The sequence below is a fragment of the Pseudomonas sp. UBA6699 genome (genome assembly GCF_002454615.1).
GTDB classification, from domain to species: Bacteria; Pseudomonadota; Gammaproteobacteria; order Pseudomonadales; family Pseudomonadaceae; genus Aquipseudomonas; species Aquipseudomonas juntendi.
On the sequence record NZ_DKJF01000077.1, the window covers coordinates 1 to 18,519 of the forward strand.

Below are 18,519 nucleotides of genomic sequence, written 5' to 3' on the forward strand. Positions count from 1 at the left end.
ATGATTGGCCCGAAACAAACGTAGGAGCGAGCGCCAGCTCGCGATGCGCCGCGCGGGCGGCGCTCGATCTCACAGGCGCTGAAAATGTTGTGTCGGTCACCTGTCAGCCCACCCCCAATCTCAAGGCGGACACCCATAAAAAAAGGAGAGCCAAAGCTCTCCCTTTCCCTCAACAACCCTCAGCCTCAGCCAATCGTCATCAAGCTGGCGTTACCACCGGCCGCCGCAGTATTCACACTAACCGCGCGCTCAATCACCAGCCGCTCCAGCGCAATCTGATGATCCCCGCTGGACAACCCGTGCACACCCACGATCGCCCCGCCACGCTTGGCCACCTGCTGGCAAACGCCACGCAGCTGGTCCGAGTCGCCATGGTGGATCACGGCGTCGAACGCCACTTCATCCTTGTTCCAGTCCGCCACCAGCTTCACCTTGGCCTGCAACTCACGCGGCAGGCGCGCGCGCAAGGCCTTGCCCGGTTCGCTGTCAGCCCACACCGCCGAGCTGCCAACAGCCAGCACCGCGGCGAGCTGCGCCAGCAGGTCGGTTTCATTGTCGGCCAGGCACAGCACATGCTCGCGCGGCAGGATGGTGTAGCTGTTGCGCTCACCGGTCGGGCCTGGCAGCAGGCGGGCGATGCCGCTCTGCGACTGGCCAGCGAACTGGTCGCACAGCGCGGCCAGGTCGGCCAGCTGATTGCTCTCGGCCCAGGCCTTCAAACCGTGCAGCGGCTTCACCAGTTGCTCATGCAGGGTACGGTCCGGCTTGCCTTCGCCATCCTGTTGCTGGAAGTGGCGGCCAATCGCGTCGGCCGGGCGGGTCGACAGCAGGCGATACAGGTACAGCGGGCCGCCGGCTTTCGGGCCGGTACCAGACAGGCCTTCACCACCGAAGGGCTGCACGCCTACCACGGCGCCAACGATGTTGCGGTTGACGTACATGTTGCCGGCGTTGGCGGTTTCCACCACCTTGGCGATGGTCTCGTCGATGCGGGTGTGCACGCCGAGGGTCAGGCCATAGCCGGAGTTGTTGATCTGCTCGATCAACTGGTCGAGGTTGCGGCGGTTGTAGCGCACCACGTGCAGCACTGGGCCGAAGATTTCACGCTTCAGCTCGTCGAAGCTGTCCAGCTCGATCAGGGTCGGCATGACGAAGGTGCCGCGCTTGATCTCGGCAGCATCGGCGATCGCGACCTGGTAGACCGAGCGGCCTTTTTCACGCATGCCCTGGATGTGCTTCTCGATACCGGCCTTGGCTTCGGCGTCGATCACCGGGCCAATGTCCACTGCCAGGCGGTCCGGGCAGCCCAGGCGGCTTTCAGCCATGGCCCCCTTGAGCATTTCGATCACGCGGTCGGCGGAGTCTTCCTGCAGGCACAGCACACGCAGGGCCGAGCAACGCTGGCCGGCACTGTCGAAGGCCGACGATACCACGTCGATCACCACTTGCTCGGTGAGCGCAGAAGAGTCGACGATCATGGCGTTCTGGCCACCGGTTTCGGCGATCAGCGGGATCGGCCGCCCCTGGTTGTCCAGGCGGCCGGCGACGTTGCGCTGCAGCAGGCGCGCGACTTCGGTGGAACCAGTGAACATCACGCCTTTGACCCGCTCGTCACCAACCAGGCCGGCACCCACGGTTTCACCGCGACCTGGCAGCAACTGCAGTACACCTTCCGGAATGCCGGCTTCCAGTAACAGGCGCACGGCCTGCGCGGCGATCAGTGGGGTCTGTTCGGCAGGCTTGGCCAGTACCGGGTTGCCGGCAGCCAGGGCTGCGGCCACCTGGCCGGTGAAAATCGCCAGCGGGAAGTTCCATGGGCTGATGCAGACCACCGGCCCCAGCGGGCGGTGCGCGTCATTGCTGAAGTCGTTGCGGGCCTGCACCGCGTAGTAGCGCAGGAAGTCCACCGCCTCGCGCACTTCGGCGATGGCGTTGGCAAAGGTCTTGCCGGCTTCGCGAATCAGCAGCCCCATCAACGGCTGGATTTCTGCCTCCATCAGGTCGGCGGTACGCTCCAGAATCGCGGCGCGCTCTGCCGGCGGGGTGGCCTGCCAGATCGGCGCCGCGTTGATGGCGCACTGGATGGCATTGTCCACGTCGGCGACCGTGGCTTCCTGCACATGGCCTACCACATCGCGATGGTCTGCCGGGTTCAGCACCGCTACCGCAGCCGCCTCACTGGCGGCGCAGGCCAGCAGCGGGGCGGCTTTCCAGTCATTGTGAGCGGTGGCCAGCATGGCGCAGGACAGCGAAGCCAGGCGGTGCTCGTTGGCCATGTCGATACCGGCCGAGTTGGCCCGTTCGCTGCCATACAGGTCACGCGGCAATGGGATGCGCGGGTGCGGCAAGCCGATGCTGCCCTCCTGGGTGCCCATGCGTTCGATGCTGGCGACCGGGTCGGCGACCAGTTCCTGGATCGAGATCGAGTGGTCGGCAATGCGGTTGACGAACGAGGTGTTGGCGCCGTTTTCCAGCAGGCGACGCACCAGGTAGGCCAGCAACGTTTCGTGGGTGCCCACCGGAGCATAGACGCGGCATGGGCGGTTCAGCTTGCCATCGGCCAGCTTGCCGACCACCTGCTCGTACAGGGGCTCGCCCATGCCGTGCAGGCACTGGAACTCGTACTGGCCCGGGTAATAGTTCTGCCCGGCAATATGGTAGATGGCCGACAGGGTGTGGGCGTTGTGGGTGGCGAATTGCGGGTAGATGGCCTCGGGTACGGCCAGCAGCTTGCGTGCGCAGGCCACGTAGGACACGTCGGTGTACACCTTGCGCGTGTATACCGGGTAGCCCTCCAGCCCCTCGACCTGGGCGCGCTTGATCTCGCTGTCCCAGTAGGCACCTTTGACCAGGCGGATCATCAGGCGGTGGCGGCTGCGCTTGGCCAGGTCGATAACGTAGTCGATCACGTACGGGCAGCGCTTCTGGTAGGCCTGGATGACGAAGCCGATGCCGTTCCAGCCAGCCAGCGCCGGCTCGAAGCACAGGCGCTCGAGCAGGTCCAGCGACAGCTCCAGGCGGTCGGCTTCCTCGGCATCGATGTTCAGGCCGATGTCGTATTGCTTGGCCAGCAAGGTCAGCGACAGCAGGCGCGGGTACAGCTCTTCCATCACCCGCTCGTACTGGGCCCGGCTGTAGCGCGGGTGCAGCGCCGACAGCTTGATCGAGATGCCTGGGCCTTCATAGATGCCGCGGCCATGCGAAGCCTTGCCGATCGAGTGGATGGCCTGCTCGTAGGACGCCAGGTATTTCTGCGCGTCGTGCTCGGTGAGGGCGGCCTCGCCGAGCATGTCGTAGGAATAACGGAAGCCCTTGGCCTCGAAGCGGCTGGCATTGGCCAGGGCTTCGGCAATGGTTTCGCCCGTGACGAACTGCTCGCCCATCAGGCGCATGGCCATGTCGACACCCTTGCGGATCATCGGCTCGCCGCTCTTGCCGATGATGCGGGTGAGCGAGGAGGTGAGGCCGGCTTCGTTGTGCGTGCTGACCAGCTTGCCGGTCAGCAGCAGGCCCCAGGTGGCGGCGTTGACGAACAGCGACGGGCTGTTGCCCAGGTGCGGCTGCCAGTTGCCGTTGCTGATCTTGTCGCGGATCAGTGCGTCACGGGTGCCCTTGTCGGGGATGCGCAGCAGGGCTTCGGCCAGGCACATCAGGGCCACGCCTTCCTGCGAAGACAGCGAGAACTCCTGCAGCAGGCCCTGAACGATGCCCGCCCGGCCGCCGGCGCTTTTCTGGTTGCGCAGTTTCTCGGCAATGCCGGCGGCCAGCTTGTTGGTCGCCTCGGCCAGCGGTGCGCTGAGGCGCGCCTGTTCCAGCAACATCGGTACCACTTCCTGCTCGGGGCGGCGGTATGCGGCGGTAATGGCCGAGCGCAGTACCGACTGGGGCAGGATGCTCTCGGCGAATTCCAGGAAGCACTGGTGACCATGGTCAGGCTGGACCTCGCCGGCGTCATCGGCCAGGCTGCCGGCATGGCCGTTGAGGTCGTTCAGGGTCGCGCCACCCTCGAGCTTCTCCAGGTAATTGAAGATCGCCTGCTTGATCAACCAGTGCGGCGTGCGGTCTATCGACTGCGCTGCTGCCTTGAGTCGCTCACGGGTAGGGTCATCGAGTTTGACCCCAAGGGTGGTCGTCGCCATTTCTTATCCTCGTTATTGCCACGGCTGTGGCCTAAGCTGGCGCCAAGATTAGCTGTAGGACAATTCGGGTGCAACCAGGTGCAACCCGAATTTTTCGAGGAAAAGGTGCAACTCGTCCGACAGTGATTTCCGTACAGGGCGAGGGGTCGTTTTTGGCGCGGTTAAATCGCGAAAACGACCTCTTCGCTCCAAAAAGGGGCAAAAAATCGGCTTCGTCGGAAAATGCACGGGCAGGTGCAACTTGCAAATGAAAAATGGTTGCACCCACTTTGCGTTGTTGCATAGCATTCGCCGCCTGGGTGCAACCGCAAACGCTGCGGTTGTGCATGAGATAAAAACAAACGCCAGGGCACACACATGGGCAACCCACTAACGATCACCTTCGTGATCTACATCGCGGCAATGGTGCTGATCGGCTTCGCCGCCTATCGCTCCACCAACAACCTTTCCGACTACATTCTGGGCGGGCGCAGCCTGGGCAGCGTGGTAACCGCACTGTCTGCCGGTGCTTCCGACATGAGTGGCTGGCTGCTGATGGGCCTGCCGGGCGCCATCTACTTCGCTGGCCTGTCCGAGGCCTGGATCGCCATCGGCCTGACCGTGGGTGCCTACCTGAACTGGCTGTTCGTGGCCGGTCGCCTGCGCGTGCAAACCGAGCACAACGGTGACGCGTTGACCCTGCCGGATTATTTCTCCAGCCGCTTCGACGACAATAGCGGCTTGCTGCGCATCATTTCCGCCATCGTCATCCTGGTGTTCTTCACCATCTACTGCGCTTCCGGCATCGTTGCCGGTGCCCGTCTGTTCGAAAGCACCTTCGGCATGCCCTACGAAACCGCCTTGTGGGCTGGCGCTGCCGCCACCATCGCCTACACCTTCGTGGGTGGCTTCCTGGCGGTGAGCTGGACCGACACGGTGCAGGCGTCGCTGATGATCTTTGCGTTGATCCTCACGCCGGTGATCGTGCTGATCTCCACAGGTGGCTTCGACACTACCTTCGCGGCCATCGAGGCGGTCAACCCGGCCAACTTCGACATGTTCAAAGGCGCAACCTTCATCGGCATCATCTCGCTGATGGGTTGGGGCCTGGGCTATTTCGGCCAACCACACATCCTGGCGCGCTTCATGGCGGCCGACTCTGTGAAGTCGATTGCCAACGCCCGCCGCATCTCCATGGCCTGGATGATCCTGTGCCTGGCCGGTACCTGCGCCGTGGGCTTCTTCGGCATCGCCTATTTCTCGGCCAACCCTGATCTGGCTGGCCCGGTCACCGAAAACCACGAGCGCGTGTTCATCGAACTGGCGAAGATTCTGTTCAACCCCTGGATTGCCGGCGTATTGCTGTCGGCCATTCTGGCGGCGGTGATGAGCACCCTGAGCTGCCAGTTGCTGGTCTGCTCCAGTGCCCTGACCGAAGACTTCTACAAAGCCTTCCTGCGCAAGCATGCGTCGCAGCGTGAGCTGGTGTGGGTCGGCCGCCTGATGGTGCTGGCGGTGGCCCTGATCGCCATCGCCATGGCGGCCAACCCGGAAAACCGTGTGCTGGGCCTGGTGGCCTATGCCTGGGCCGGCTTCGGTGCAGCCTTCGGCCCGGTGGTGCTGATTTCGGTCCTGTGGAAAGGCATGACCCGTAACGGCGCGCTGGCCGGTATCGTGGTCGGTGCACTGACCGTGATCCTGTGGAAGCAGATCGATGTCTGGGGCCTGTACGAAATAATCCCGGGCTTCCTGCTGGCGAGCATTGCCATCGTCGTGGTGAGCAAGCTGGGCAGCCCTTCGCAGGCGATGGTGCAGCGCTTCGAGACGGCTGATGCGGCGTACCACGCTGACAAGTAATACCCGCTGAGCCGGCGGCGCCTGCTTCCACAGGGTTTGCACGGAACCTGAAACCAGTGCGGTCCGTGTGGGAGCGGGCAAGCCCGCGAAGAAGCCGCCGCCGATCGACGGCCAGGCCTGACGCCGCCTGCAAGGCAAGGTAAACTTGCCGCCTTCGCAGGAGTTGCCATGAACTATCGTCACGCCTTCCACGCCGGCAACCACGCCGACGTCCTCAAACACATCGTGCTGACCCGCCTCATCGCCCTGATGTCGCGCAAGGAGCAGCCGTTCGCCTACATCGATACCCACGCAGGGCTTGGCCTGTACGACCTGCAGGGCGACCAGGCAAGCCGCACCGGCGAGTATCAGCAAGGTGTAGCCCGCCTGTGGAACCGCGATGACCTGCCGGCCATGGCCGCTGACTACCTGCGCGTCATCAAGCGTTTGAACGCCGACGGCGAGCTGCGCTACTACCCTGGTTCGCCTGAGCTGGCCCGGCGTTTGATGCGCCAGCAGGACCGTGCCCTGCTCAATGAGAAGCACCCGGAAGACGGGCCGCTGCTCAAGGAGAACATGAAGAAAGACCCGCGCGTTACCGTGCACCTGGGTGAAGGCTGGTACGTGCCGCGGGCCTTGCTGCCTGTGCAGGAAAAGCGCGCGATCATGCTGATCGACCCGCCGTTCGAGCAGGCCGATGAGCTCAAGCGCTGCACCACGGCCATGAAAGAGGCCATTGGGCGCATGCGCCAGACGGTTGCAGCCATCTGGTACCCGATCAAGGACCAGCGTTCGTTGACACGCTATTACCAGGACCTGACCAGCACCGGCGCACCCAAGCTGCTGCGGGTGGAGCTGTATGTGCACCATCAGGACAGCCCCCAGGGGCTCAATGGTTCTGGCTTGGCCATCGCCAACCCGCCGTGGGGGTTGGAAGACGAGCTCAAGGAGTTGCTGCCGTGGCTGGCCAAGGAGCTGGCGCAGACTGCCGGTAGCTACCGCATGGACTGGCTGATCGCCGAGTAGGCCGCACCTCGATTCCTTGTAGGAGCGGCCTTGTGTCGCGATAGGGCCGCAAAGCGGCCCCGGCAATTTCTGCCGCGAAGCTGAGAAACTGGGGCCGCTTCGCGCCCCTTTCGCGACACAAGGCCGCTCCTACAACGACCGCGCAGTTCGTGATCTTTGCGTTATAATCCCGCCTTTTAGTCGCCACCCGCCCAAGCGGCCGCTGGCGCATCTCTACCGAATGAAGAGGCTGATCCCTTGGCATTGACGATTCTTGGCCTGTCCGGCGCCCTTAGCCATGACCCTTCCGCGGCCCTGTACATTGATGGCAAGCTGATTGCCGCCGCCGAAGAAGAGCGCTTCGTGCGTGACAAGCATGCGAAGAACCGCATGCCCTACGAGTCGGCGAAGTTCTGCCTGGAGCAGGCAGGCATCAAGCCATCCGACGTCGACGTGGTTGCCATCCCGTTCGCGCCCATCAGCCTGTTCGGCAAGGCGCGCTGGCACTACGCCAAGCGCTACTGGTACGCCCCGGATCGCGCCCTCGATGCAATCCTGATGGGCAACCGCCGCTACAAGCGCTACCGCAAGAAGATCGTCTGGTGCCTGGAGCAACTGGGCTTCGACCCGAAAAAGATCAAGATCGAGCCGGTCGAGCACCACCTGGCCCATGCTTCCAGTGCCTATCACTGCTCGGGCTTCAAGGAAAAAACGGCCATCCTCGGCATTGACGGTAAAGGCGAGTACGCCACCACCTTCTTCGGCTACGGCGAAAACGGCAAGATCCACAAGATCAAGGAATTCTTCGACCCGGACTCGTTGGGTGGCCTGTACGGTGCCATTACCGAGTTCCTCGGTTTCGAGATGCTCGATGGCGAGTTCAAGGTCATGGGCATGGCGCCGTATGGCGATGCCAGCAAATACGACTTCTCGCGCCTGGCCAGCTTCGAGAACGGTGAACTGGTGATCAACACCGAATACGCCAACGTCATCGGCCTGCGCCGCCATAAAGAAAAGGGCAAGGGCTTCTACTTCTCGCCCAAGCTGATCGAGTGGCTGGGGCCCAAGCGCGAAGGCGATATCGCCGACGAGCCGTACATCCATTACGCGGCCAGCATGCAGGCGTTGTTCGAGAAGATCGCCCTGCAGATGATCGACCACTACCTGGGCGACACCCTGCGCGAAACCGGCAAGCTGGCGTTTGCCGGCGGCTGCGCGCTGAACGTCAAGCTCAACCAGAAGATCATCGCCCGCCCGGATGTCAAAGAGCTGTTCGTGCAGCCGGCTTCCGGCGACGCCGGTACTGCGGTTGGCGCTGCGGCCTACGTGTCCCACGCCCGTGGCGTACCGGTCGAGAAGATGGAGCACGTCTACCTCGGCCCGTCCTATTCCAACGAGGACGTGATCGCTGCCTGCGCTCGGCACCCGAATGCACCGGCGTGGCGCAAGCTCGACGACATGCCGCAGCGTATCGCCAAGATCATGGTCGATGGCAACCCGGTGGCCTGGTTCCAAGGCCGCATGGAGTTTGGCCCGCGCGCCTTGGGCGGGCGTTCGATCATCGGTTGCCCGAGCGTGCCGGGCGTCGCCAACCGTATCAACGAGCAGATCAAGTTCCGCGAGCGCTGGAGACCTTTCTGCCCGTCGATGCTCGACACTGTCGCCCCGCAGATGATCAAGGTCGATCACCCGGCGCCGTTCATGACCTTCACCTTCGAAGTGGCTGAAGAGTGGAAAACCCGTGTGCCGGAGGTGGTTCACGAGGACGGTACCTCGCGTGCCCAGGTGCTCAAGCGTGAGTACAACCCGCGCTACTACGACATGATGAAGGCGCTCGAAGACCTGACCGGCAACGGCGTGTCGCTGAACACCTCGCTGAACCGCCGTGGCGAGCCGATGATCTGCTCGCCGACCGACGCCCTGAACATGTTCTTCGGCTCGGACCTGCAGTACCTGATCATGGAAGACATCCTGGTTGTGAAGGACGGCGCTGCCGCCTATGACCAGCCGCTCTGAACCGCGCATCCTGCAGTTCTGCCATGGCTATGACGGGCCGTTTCTGGACTGTGCCCGTCAGTACGCCAGCCTGTTCCAGGGGCGTGGCTACCGGGTCACCACGGTGTTCCTCACGGGGGCAGCCGACCCGCAAGTAGCGGCGGGTTGCGCCTCGGACGAGGTGTTGTTCCTGGGCTTCAGCTCCAAGGCCGTGCGTGGTCTCAAGCTGGGCGCGATCCGCGCCCTGCGGCGGATTGCGGCCGAGCGCAATTTTGCGTTCTGCATCGCCCACCGCTTCAAGCCGATCTATGTGGCGTTGCTGGCTACTGGCCTGCCGGTGATCGGCGTGCACCATGCCTTTGGTGACTACCAGCGCAAGGGGCGGCGCATTTTCGCCAACCTGTTCGGCAAACGCCTGAGCCTGCTCGGGGTGTCGGATGCCGTACGCGACGACATGCGCCGTTGCTTGCCGCAGTGGCCGGCCGAACGCATCCAGACGCTGTACAACCGTATCGACATCGAGGCCCTGCAGGTGACCCAGGTGCCGCGCGCCGAGGCGCGGCAGGCGCTGGGCCTGGATGCGCAGGCATGGATCGTCGGCAATGTCGGCCGGCTGCACCCGGACAAGGACCAGGCCACGCTTTTGCGCGGTTTTGCCCAGGCACTGCCCGGGCTGCCGGCCGGCGCCCGGCTGGCGATCCTTGGCAAGGGGCGTCTGGAAGGCAAGCTCAAGGCCCTGGCTGGCGAACTGGGTATTGCCGGGCAGGTCGACTTCCTTGGCCAGGTGCCGGACGCGCGCCGTTACTTCCGGGCTTTCGACGTGTTCGCCCTGAGCTCCGACCATGAGCCGTTCGGCATGGTCCTGCTCGAGGCCATGGTAGCCGGGGTGCCCGTGTTGGCCACCGCCTGTGGCGGTGCCCGCGAGGTGGTCGAGGGCGTTGGCGTGCTGTTCCCGCTGGGCGACCCCGGGCAGTTGGCCCAGGGCCTGGAACATATGGCCGTGCTCGACGGGCAGCAGCGCCAGGCCTGTGCCGAACACATGCTGCAACGCCTGCGTGAGCGCTTTTCCGACCAGGCCGTGCGCGAGGCCTTCTGGCAACTGCCGCAGGTGCGTGCGCTGGTGGGGCAGGGGTGATGCTCAATCGTATTCAGGCTTGGCGCGAACGCGGCTGGCAAGTGATCGACGCCCACGCCTATGCCCAGGCGTGGGCCCGCTTTGGCGGCAGCGTCGCGACTCACCCGCTGGTGGTCGAGCAACTGGCTGACCTGGCGCAGATACCCGTGCGCTACCTTGGCTGGCACCAGAATGGCGAGCTGAAAGCCGCCATTGCGACCTGGGGGCGCCACCTGGCCCTGTCCAAGGACGTGCTCAAACGCGCCGGCAAGAAAGCCCTGTTCGACCTCGGCAACGCCGAAATCATCCTGCCGGCCGCACCCGATGCCGGCGCACCGCTGCGTCACAGCGTGCGCTACCTGTCCGAACTGAACCAGGGCCGCTTCAGCGGGCTCAAGGTGCAGAAGGAACAGCTGGCCATGGCCCGCGCGCACGAAGACCTGTCGAAGAAGTTCCGCTACAACCAGCGCCGCGAGCTGCGCCTGCTGGAAGAGGCGGGCGGGGTGGTGCGCCCGATCAGCGCGTTCAGCGCACAGGAAATCGCCAGCATGTACTGCGACCTGTTCCAGCGCCGCTGGGGCTTCCCGGCCACCGGTGCCGAGCGCATGGCCGATGTGCTGGAGCGGCTGCGTGAGCTGCTGATCGGCTCGGTACTGCTGCTGGACGGCAAGCCGATTGCGATCCAGCTGGTGTACCGTGTCGAGGCACCGCAGTGGGTCAGCGTGGAGTACATCAACGGCGGTGTCGACCCCGAAACCAAGGCCTTCAGCCCAGGTAGCGTGTTGAGCTTCCTCAACACCCAGGCGGCCTGGGACGACGCCCGAGCGCGCAACAAGCCGCTGCGGTTCTCGTTCGGTCGTGCCGACCGCGAGTACAAGGAGCGTTGGTGCAACCCCGTGCCGGTGTACCAGGTATGAGTCGCAAGCAGCAGTTGCTCAAGCGCCACCGGCGCAACAAACGCCTGGCGCTGCTGGCAGGGCTGGCCGGGCTGGTCGCCTTGGGCCTGGCCACCTGGTGGTGGCTGCCGCTTTTGCTGTTGCCGCTGCTGTGGGCTGCGCATGAGGCGTGGTTTGCCGACCATCTGTTCTACACCCCGGGCGAAGATTACGCCTACGACTTCGGGGAGCACACCCGGCCCGTGGCCGCGCGCTTGCAGGCCGGTCTGCTCAAGGCCGACTGCGTGCTGCAGGGCGGGGAAACCCTGGTGCTCGAACTGCACATAAAAAGCAGTTGGCTGGGGCGTTTTCTCGATCCGCGGGTCGAACTGCTGGCGGGCGAGCAGGCCGACCAGCAAACCTTCGAGCGCGGTGTCGCCGGCTTGCGTTATCTCAACCTCACCGGCCTGGCCGCCCCCCTGCAGGCCGGCACACTGCGCTTGCGTGGCCGGCATTGCCGGCTGCTGGGCCAGCCGCGCTTGTGGATAACCCCGGCGGTCGAACTGCAACGGCGGCGGGTAATGGTGATTGCACCCCATGCCGATGACGCCGAGTTGGCTGCCTACGGGCTGTACAGCCAAGCGCAGGAAGCCTGGGTGGTCACGCTGACCGCCGGTGAAATCGAGGCCGAGCATTATCGGCAGATGGGCCTGGGCAAGGCCGAAGCCGCTCGCCTGAAAGGTCGCCTGCGCGCCTGGGACAGCATTGCCGTGCCGCGCTGGGCCGGGGTGGCGGAATCTCGTTGTGTGCAGTTGGGCTACTTCTGCCTGCAATTGCCTGCCATGCAGGCGGCGCCCGATCGGCCTGCGGCGTCTCGTGAAGCCGACATGGCCGATATCCGCCCGTTCCGCCAGTTCAACCCGTTCCCGCTGCCCGCCGACCTGGACGGTGCCCCTACCTGGCACAACCTGTTGGCCGACTTGCGGGCTGTGCTCGAGTTGGCCAGGCCCGAAGTGCTGGTGCTGCCGCACCCCCAGCTGGACCCGCACCCCGATCATGTCTGCGCCCAGGCCGCGGTGCTCGAAGCCTTGCAGGGGCTGGCCTGGAAGCCACAGACCCTGCTGTGCTACGCCAACCACCTGCATGACAACGATCGCTGGCCAATGGGCGATAGCGGTGACGGCGTGGCGTTGCCGCCGCAGTTGAGCGCGGATCAGGCCTGGGCCCCCTGCAGCCTGGTACTGGACCTGGCCAGCCAGCGTGACAAGGCAATGGCGCTGGGCATGATGCACGACCTGCAACCGCCAGCCCCCTTCAAGCGTCGCCTGCGCCGCTTGCTGCAGCGGTGGCTGGCCGGTCGCCGCCCGTCGCCTTATGGGGAGAACGAGTTCTTCCGCAAGGCGGTGCGCCGGCATGAGCTGTTCTGGCGGCGTGAGCTGTAAAACTGACCGCGTTGGCGCAGAGCGCCCAAGGAACATGATGAAAGTCCTATTTCTAGTACAGAAGGAACAGCGCGCGATCCTGGATCGCCTGTACGACGGCGTCGCGGCCAACTGCGAATGCGACCTGCGCTGGTTGACCAGCGAAGACCAACGCAACCTGCGCCGCTACTTCAAGCGCCAAGTGCAGGTCGAGCGCTATGACCGCATTGTTTTCTTTCTGCGCTTCAAGCAGGAAATCCGCCAGGTCGCGTTCATTCGTACCGTGCCGAACCTGGTCATACTCGAGCACGACGCCTACCAGAACTACATCCCGTGCAAGTACACCGGCAAGTTCAGCGCCCACTACCGGCAACTGCCCTGGGCGCGTGTGATCAGCTCTGGCTACATGGTCAGCGAGCGCCTGCGCCAGGAAGGCTTCGATGCGGTATTCGTGCCCAAGGGTTATGACGAGCAGTTGCTGGCTGACCAAGGGCGCGAGCGCGATATCGAACTGGCCTTCGTCGGCAGTGTCAACAGCGTGGCCTACAGCGGCCGCAAGGCGCTGCTGGACGAGTTGGGGCAGGTCGAGGACCTGCTGGTAACCCGCACCAAGTCGGGCGAAGACTATTGCAACACGCTCAACCGAATCCGGTTTTTCGTCAGCGCCGATGTCGGCATGGGCGAATACATGATCAAGAACTTCGAGGCCATGGCCTGCGGCTGTGTACTGCTGGCCTATGACCAGGGCGAGCAGGAAAACCGTGCGTTGGGTCTACAGGACATGCACAACGTGGTGTTGTATGACACCATCCCGACCCTTCAGGCCAAGCTGCGACGCTTGCGTGCCGAGCCTGAGCTGGCGCGGCAGATTGCCGAAAACGGCCGCCATCTGGCGGTTTCCCGTTTCAGCTTCGGCGCTGTAGGCCGTAGCATCGTCGAGCACATGCGCCCAGCGCTCAGGCCCCGCCCGCCATTGTCTGCATGGCAGCGGCTGCGCCTGAAGCTGGGCTTCTAACATAAGAGCTTTGGCGCCCAGGAACGGGCGTTGAAAGCCGACAGTCGCAACGCGGGGGGAGTCCGGTGCGCTTTTCAAATGAGAGTGATGTCACGCTTGTCGTGACCAGTTGTGGGCGGTTCGACCTGCTCAAAGACACCCTTGAGAGTTTCGATCGCTACAACACGGCGCCCATTCGCGAGGTATTCATCACCGAAGATTCAGGTGACGATGCCGTGCATGACGCTGTGCCAGAGCACTGGAAACCGCACTGCAAGGTGTTCGTCAACCGCCCCAAGCTAGGCCAACTGGCGTCTATCGACCTGGCCTACAGCCACGTCAAGACGCCCTACATCTTCCATTGCGAGGACGATTGGCACTTCTATCGCCAAGGCTTCGTCGAGGACTCGCACGCCATTCTGGCTGCCAGCCCCGACCTGCTGCAGGTGTGGCTGCGCAGCCACGCCCACGACCTGGCCGTGCACAGCCCGTACATTCACCTCGGGGATCGGCAGGTGATCGCCGGCGTGCCGTGCTACCCCCTGTTGTCGGACAAGGCCGAATGGCAGGCGTTTTCGTTGAACCCCGGCCTGCGGCGGTTGAGCGATTACCAGCGCTGTGCGCCATTTGCCGCCTATGCTGGAGAAAAGGCGCTGTCCCGGCGTTATGCCGAGCTCAACCTGACAGCGGTCACGCTAGAAGGTGATGCGGTATTGCACACTGGGTTCGGTAATCACGTGACCGTACCCATTGAAGTGGAGCGCAAGGCCAAGCGCCGTCAGCGTGACCGGATGAAGCTGGCATTGACGCTGGTGGCAGGGGCCTTGATCGGCGCAGGTATTACCGTTTTTGTACAGTAACAACGCAGTCATGCCCGCGATTGCCCGCAGCAAGCCCCCCCGACAACGTCGATTGATGCTGGCCGAGCGATGTCTCGGCTGACCTCAACGCGCGAGCAGGGCGCCCTCGAATGCAGCGAGGGGGAAGCGCTCGCCGAGGTTTTCCCGCTCTATGTAACGCACCATGTGCTGCACATTGCGCCGGATCATGCGCGCTGACAGCGGCGGCCGCAGGAAGCGCATGTCGGCTACATCGATCAGGCCCAGGCGCTGGTCAGGGGTTACCACCACGTTGCCCAGGTGCAGCGAGCGGAAATACACACCGCTGCGGTGCAGCTGGCGGATCAGTTCGATCAGGCGCGGCAGGTAGATATCCCAGCTGAAACCTTCATCCCGAGACATTTGCAGCAAGGTGCGCCCCGGCAGAGGGCGATACAGCACCGCGGTGCGGCCTGGCATGTCGAGCTTGTGTTGGCTGATCACCTCGAGGGTGGGAATGCCCAGTTGTGCCAGGCGCGCAGCGTTGTCGACGAAGCGCTGCGAGTACGGGCGCAGCAGTGCAGATGAAATCAGACGTTTTCTACGAAAAACCTTGAGGAAATTACCATCTGCGAGCAGGTAGACTTTGGCGCCATGGCTGTCTGCCTCAAGCACCTGGGCGCCGTGTGTCAGCTGGTCGAAGTCGACCTGGTTGAGCCGCGAGCATTGCATGAATAGGGCCTTGTCGTCTGGCGAGCAAAATGACCGGCAATAATGCCGAAAATAATGCGGTAGCACCATGCATGGTGTCTTCGATTCATCGGGTAGGAAACGGGTTCGCCCACACAGCCCTGTAGCTCGGCCTTGCGATGATGCTGCCATGGGGGCGTGCCGAAAATGACGCCTGTGGTAAAATTTCCGGTTCAACCTGAACAGCGAGCTTGATAATGGCCGAAACACCGCGACCGGCGGAGCACACATCCAGCCTGAAGATCTACTTCCGGCTGCTGGGCTATGTGAAACCCTACGTTGGCATTTTCCTGCTGAGCATCATCGGTTTCGTGATCTTCGCCTCGACCCAGCCGATGCTGGCCGGCATCCTCAAATATTTCGTCGATGGGTTGAGCAACCCCGAAGCGGTGTTGTTCCCCAACGTGCCGTACCTGCGCGACCTGCAATTGCTTCAGGCCGTGCCGCTGCTGATCATCCTGATCGCCGCCTGGCAAGGCCTGGGCTCGTTCCTTGGTAACTACTTCCTGGCCAAGGTCTCCCTGTGCCTGGTGCACGACTTGCGGGTGGAGTTGTTCAACAAACTGCTGGTGTTGCCTAACCGCTACTTCGACAACCACAACTCCGGGCACCTGATTTCACGCATCACCTTCAACGTGACCATGGTTACCGGCGCTGCCACCGATGCCATCAAGGTAGTGATCCGCGAAGGCCTGACGGTGGTGTTCCTGTTCGCCTACCTGCTGTGGATGAACTGGCACCTGACCCTGGTGATGGTCGCCATCCTGCCGGTCATCGCGGTAATGGTCAGCGTTGCCAGCAAGAAATTCCGCAAGCAGAGCAAGAAGATCCAGGTAGCCATGGGCGACGTCACCCACGTTGCCTCTGAAACCATCCAGGGCTATCGCGTGGTCCGCAGCTTCGGTGGCGAGGCCTATGAGGAACAGCGTTTCGGCAAGGCCAGCTTGAGCAACACCGACAAGCAGCTGCGCATGACCAAGACCGGTTCGCTGTACACGCCGGTGTTGCAGCTGGTGATCTACACCGCCATGGCCGCGTTGATGTTCCTGGTGCTGTTCCTGCGGGGCGAGTCCACCGCCGGCGACCTGGTCGCCTACATCACCGCTGCCGGCCTGTTGCCCAAGCCGATTCGCCAGTTGTCGGAAGTCAGCTCGACCATCCAGAAGGGCCTTGCAGGTGCCGAAAGCATCTTCGAGCAACTGGACGAAGCCCCTGAGCTGGACACCGGCACGGTCGAGAAGGAGCGCGTGGAAGGGCACCTGGAAGTGCGCAACCTCAGCTTTACCTACCCCGGTACCGACCGCGAGGTGCTGAGCGACATCAGCTTCACTGCCGAGCCCGGGCAAATGATCGCCCTGGTTGGCCGCTCGGGCAGTGGCAAGTCGACGCTGGCTGCGCTGATCCCGCGCTTCTATCACCACAGCAAAGGGCAGATTCTGCTCGATGGCGTGGAGATCGAGAACTATCGCCTGCGCAACCTGCGCCGCCATGTGTCGCAAGTGACCCAGCATGTCACCCTGTTCAACGACACCGTGGCCAACAACATCGCCTACGGCGACCTGGCCGGCGCCCCGCGCGCAGACATCGAAGCCGCGGCGGCCGATGCCTACGCCAAGGAGTTCGTCGACCGTCTGCCGAAGGGCTTCGATACCGAAGTCGGTGAAAACGGCGTGCTGCTGTCCGGCGGTCAGCGCCAGCGCCTGGCAATTGCCCGTGCACTGCTGAAAAACGCCCCACTGCTGATTCTCGACGAGGCCACCTCTGCCCTGGACACCGAGTCCGAGCGGCATATCCAGGCGGCGCTGGACCACGTGATGCAGGGGCGGACCACGCTGGTCATCGCCCATCGCCTGTCCACCATCGAGAAGGCCGACCAGATCCTGGTGATGGATCAGGGCCGGTTGGTAGAGCGCGGTACCCATGCCGAGTTGCTTGCGGCAAATGGCCATTATGCCCGCCTGCATGCCATGGGCCTGGATGAGCCGGCCAAGGCCGACATCACCTGAACCCTCCTTGATCGGGGCCGTCATGGCCCCGATTGTCACGGGAATTTTCCATGGGCTATCTGGCCGTAAAGCCATTGACGACCCTGTGCTAATATCCTGCCCCTGTTCATTATTTCCATATGGGTTGCCCATGAAGTTGTCCATGCCGCGTTTCGATCAAGCCCCGGTACTGGTGGTCGGCGATGTCATGCTCGACCGCTACTGGCATGGCGGTACTTCGCGTATTTCGCCCGAGGCGCCAGTGCCGGTGGTCAAGGTCGATCAGATCGAGGATCGCCCCGGCGGTGCGGCCAACGTTGCCTTGAACATTGCCGCGCTGGGCGCCCCCGCGTCGCTGATTGGCGTCACCGGCCAGGACGAGGCCGCCGACAGCCTGGCCAATAGCCTGCAGGCTGCCGGGGTGCGCTCGGTGTTCCAGCGCATTGCCCACCAGCCGACCATCGTCAAGCTCCGGGTCATGAGCCGACACCAGCAACTGCTGCGTATCGATTTCGAAGAGCCCTTCGCCACCGACCCGCTGTCGCTGGCCAGCGAGGTCGACAACCTGCTCGAGGGGGTCAAGGTGCTGGTCTTGTCCGACTACGGCAAGGGTGCGCTGAAAAATCACCAGGCCCTGATCCAGGCGGCCCGGGCCAAGGGCATCCCGGTGCTGGCCGACCCCAAGGGCAAGGATTTTTCCATCTACCGTGGCGCCAGCCTGATCACCCCCAACCTCAGCGAGTTCGAGACCATCGTGGGTCGATGCGTCGATGAGGGCGACCTGGTCGCCAAGGGTTTGCAACTGCTTCAGGACCTGGACCTGGGCGCCTTGCTGGTCACCCGTGGCGAGCACGGCATGACCCTGCTGCGCGTTGGCCAGCCAGCGCTGCATTTGCCGGCGCGGGCGCGCGAAGTGTTCGACGTTACCGGGGCTGGCGATACCGTCATCTCCACCCTGGCCGCCGCGATTGCCGCCGGTGAGGACTTGCCCCACGCAGTGGCCCTGGCCAACCTGGCGGCAGGTATCGTGGTCGGCAAGTTGGGTACCGCCGCCATCAGCGCCCCTGAACTGCGCCGTGCGATCCAGCGTGAGGAAGGCTCCGAGCGCGGTGTGCTGGGCCTGGAACAGCTGCTGCTGGCCATCGATGATGCGCGGGCGCACAAGGAGAAAATCGTTTTCACCAACGGTTGCTTCGATATCCTGCATGCCGGGCACGTAACCTACCTAGAGCAGGCGCGGGCCCAAGGCGATCGCCTGATCGTGGCCGTCAACGACGATGCTTCCGTCAGCCGCCTGAAAGGGCCGGGCCGGCCGATCAACAGCGTCGACCGGCGCATGGCCGTGCTGGCCGGGCTGGGTGCGGTGGACTGGGTGATCAGCTTCTCCGAGGGCACCCCGGAGAACCTGCTGAGCCAGGTCAAGCCGGATGTGCTGGTCAAGGGGGGTGACTACGGCATCGACCAGGTGGTCGGCGCCGACATCGTCAAGGCCTACGGCGGCACCGTGAAGGTGCTGGGGCTGGTCGAGAACAGCTCGACCACGGCTATTGTCGAGAAGATCCGCAAGCACTGATCGAGCGCCACTCTTTCACTGGCCTGTGCAGGAGC

At 63.7% G+C, this 18,519-nt stretch carries 12 protein-coding genes; 10 read left to right on the top strand and 2 right to left on the bottom strand.

Going from position 1 to position 18,519, the window contains the following annotated elements:
- Positions 1–185: 185 nt before the first annotated feature.
- On the bottom strand, positions 186–4,139 hold the full coding sequence (putA, locus tag B3361_RS14565) for a trifunctional transcriptional regulator/proline dehydrogenase/L-glutamate gamma-semialdehyde dehydrogenase (RefSeq protein ID WP_154211057.1): 3,954 nt from the start codon (positions 4,137–4,139) through the stop codon (positions 186–188).
- A gap of 357 nt (positions 4,140–4,496) precedes the next feature.
- Here putA and putP point away from each other — a divergent pair, with 357 nt between their 5' ends.
- From putP to B3361_RS14605, 8 genes are all read left to right on the top strand, one after another.
- Positions 4,497–5,975, top strand: coding sequence for a sodium/proline symporter PutP (gene putP / locus B3361_RS14570; protein WP_054906255.1), 1,479 nt, complete (start codon positions 4,497–4,499; stop codon positions 5,973–5,975).
- Positions 5,976–6,143: 168 nt separating this feature from the next.
- Positions 6,144–6,980, top strand: coding sequence for a 23S rRNA (adenine(2030)-N(6))-methyltransferase RlmJ (locus B3361_RS14575; RefSeq protein WP_054906254.1), 837 nt, complete (start codon positions 6,144–6,146; stop codon positions 6,978–6,980).
- Between the two features lie 237 nt (positions 6,981–7,217).
- On the top strand, positions 7,218–8,975 hold the full coding sequence (locus B3361_RS14580) for a carbamoyltransferase family protein (RefSeq protein ID WP_054906200.1): 1,758 nt from the start codon (positions 7,218–7,220) through the stop codon (positions 8,973–8,975).
- Positions 8,959–10,089: a glycosyltransferase gene (locus B3361_RS14585; protein WP_054906199.1), complete on the top strand. Its 1,131-nt coding sequence runs from the start codon at positions 8,959–8,961 to the stop codon at positions 10,087–10,089. The genes B3361_RS14580 and B3361_RS14585 overlap by 17 nt, the downstream gene beginning before the upstream one ends.
- The gene (locus tag B3361_RS14590) at positions 10,089–10,985 is read left to right on the top strand and encodes an antimicrobial resistance protein Mig-14 (RefSeq protein WP_054906198.1); all 897 of its coding nucleotides are present in this window, start codon (positions 10,089–10,091) and stop codon (positions 10,983–10,985) included. Before B3361_RS14585 ends, B3361_RS14590 begins: the two co-directional genes overlap by 1 nt.
- Positions 10,982–12,385, top strand: coding sequence for a PIG-L deacetylase family protein (locus tag B3361_RS14595; RefSeq protein WP_054906197.1), 1,404 nt, complete (start codon positions 10,982–10,984; stop codon positions 12,383–12,385). The genes B3361_RS14590 and B3361_RS14595 overlap by 4 nt, the downstream gene beginning before the upstream one ends.
- A gap of 37 nt (positions 12,386–12,422) precedes the next feature.
- A complete protein-coding gene (locus B3361_RS14600; protein ID WP_054906196.1) occupies positions 12,423–13,379 on the top strand; it encodes a glycosyltransferase family protein in 957 nt (318 codons plus the stop codon).
- 65 nt (positions 13,380–13,444) lie between these two features.
- Positions 13,445–14,218: a glycosyltransferase family 2 protein gene (locus tag B3361_RS14605; RefSeq protein WP_054881222.1), complete on the top strand. Its 774-nt coding sequence runs from the start codon at positions 13,445–13,447 to the stop codon at positions 14,216–14,218.
- Between the two features lie 84 nt (positions 14,219–14,302).
- Here the strand turns inward: B3361_RS14605 and B3361_RS14610 are convergent, their stop codons facing one another.
- A complete protein-coding gene (locus B3361_RS14610) occupies positions 14,303–14,908 on the bottom strand; it encodes a hypothetical protein (protein ID WP_009681346.1) in 606 nt (201 codons plus the stop codon).
- 215 nt (positions 14,909–15,123) lie between these two features.
- Between B3361_RS14610 and msbA the strand changes: the two genes are divergently transcribed.
- The gene (gene msbA, locus B3361_RS14615) at positions 15,124–16,932 is read left to right on the top strand and encodes a lipid A export permease/ATP-binding protein MsbA (RefSeq protein WP_009681345.1); all 1,809 of its coding nucleotides are present in this window, start codon (positions 15,124–15,126) and stop codon (positions 16,930–16,932) included.
- Positions 16,933–17,062: 130 nt separating this feature from the next.
- Positions 17,063–18,484: a bifunctional D-glycero-beta-D-manno-heptose-7-phosphate kinase/D-glycero-beta-D-manno-heptose 1-phosphate adenylyltransferase HldE gene (gene hldE / locus B3361_RS14620; RefSeq protein WP_054906195.1), complete on the top strand. Its 1,422-nt coding sequence runs from the start codon at positions 17,063–17,065 to the stop codon at positions 18,482–18,484.
- Positions 18,485–18,519: the final 35 nt, after the last annotated feature.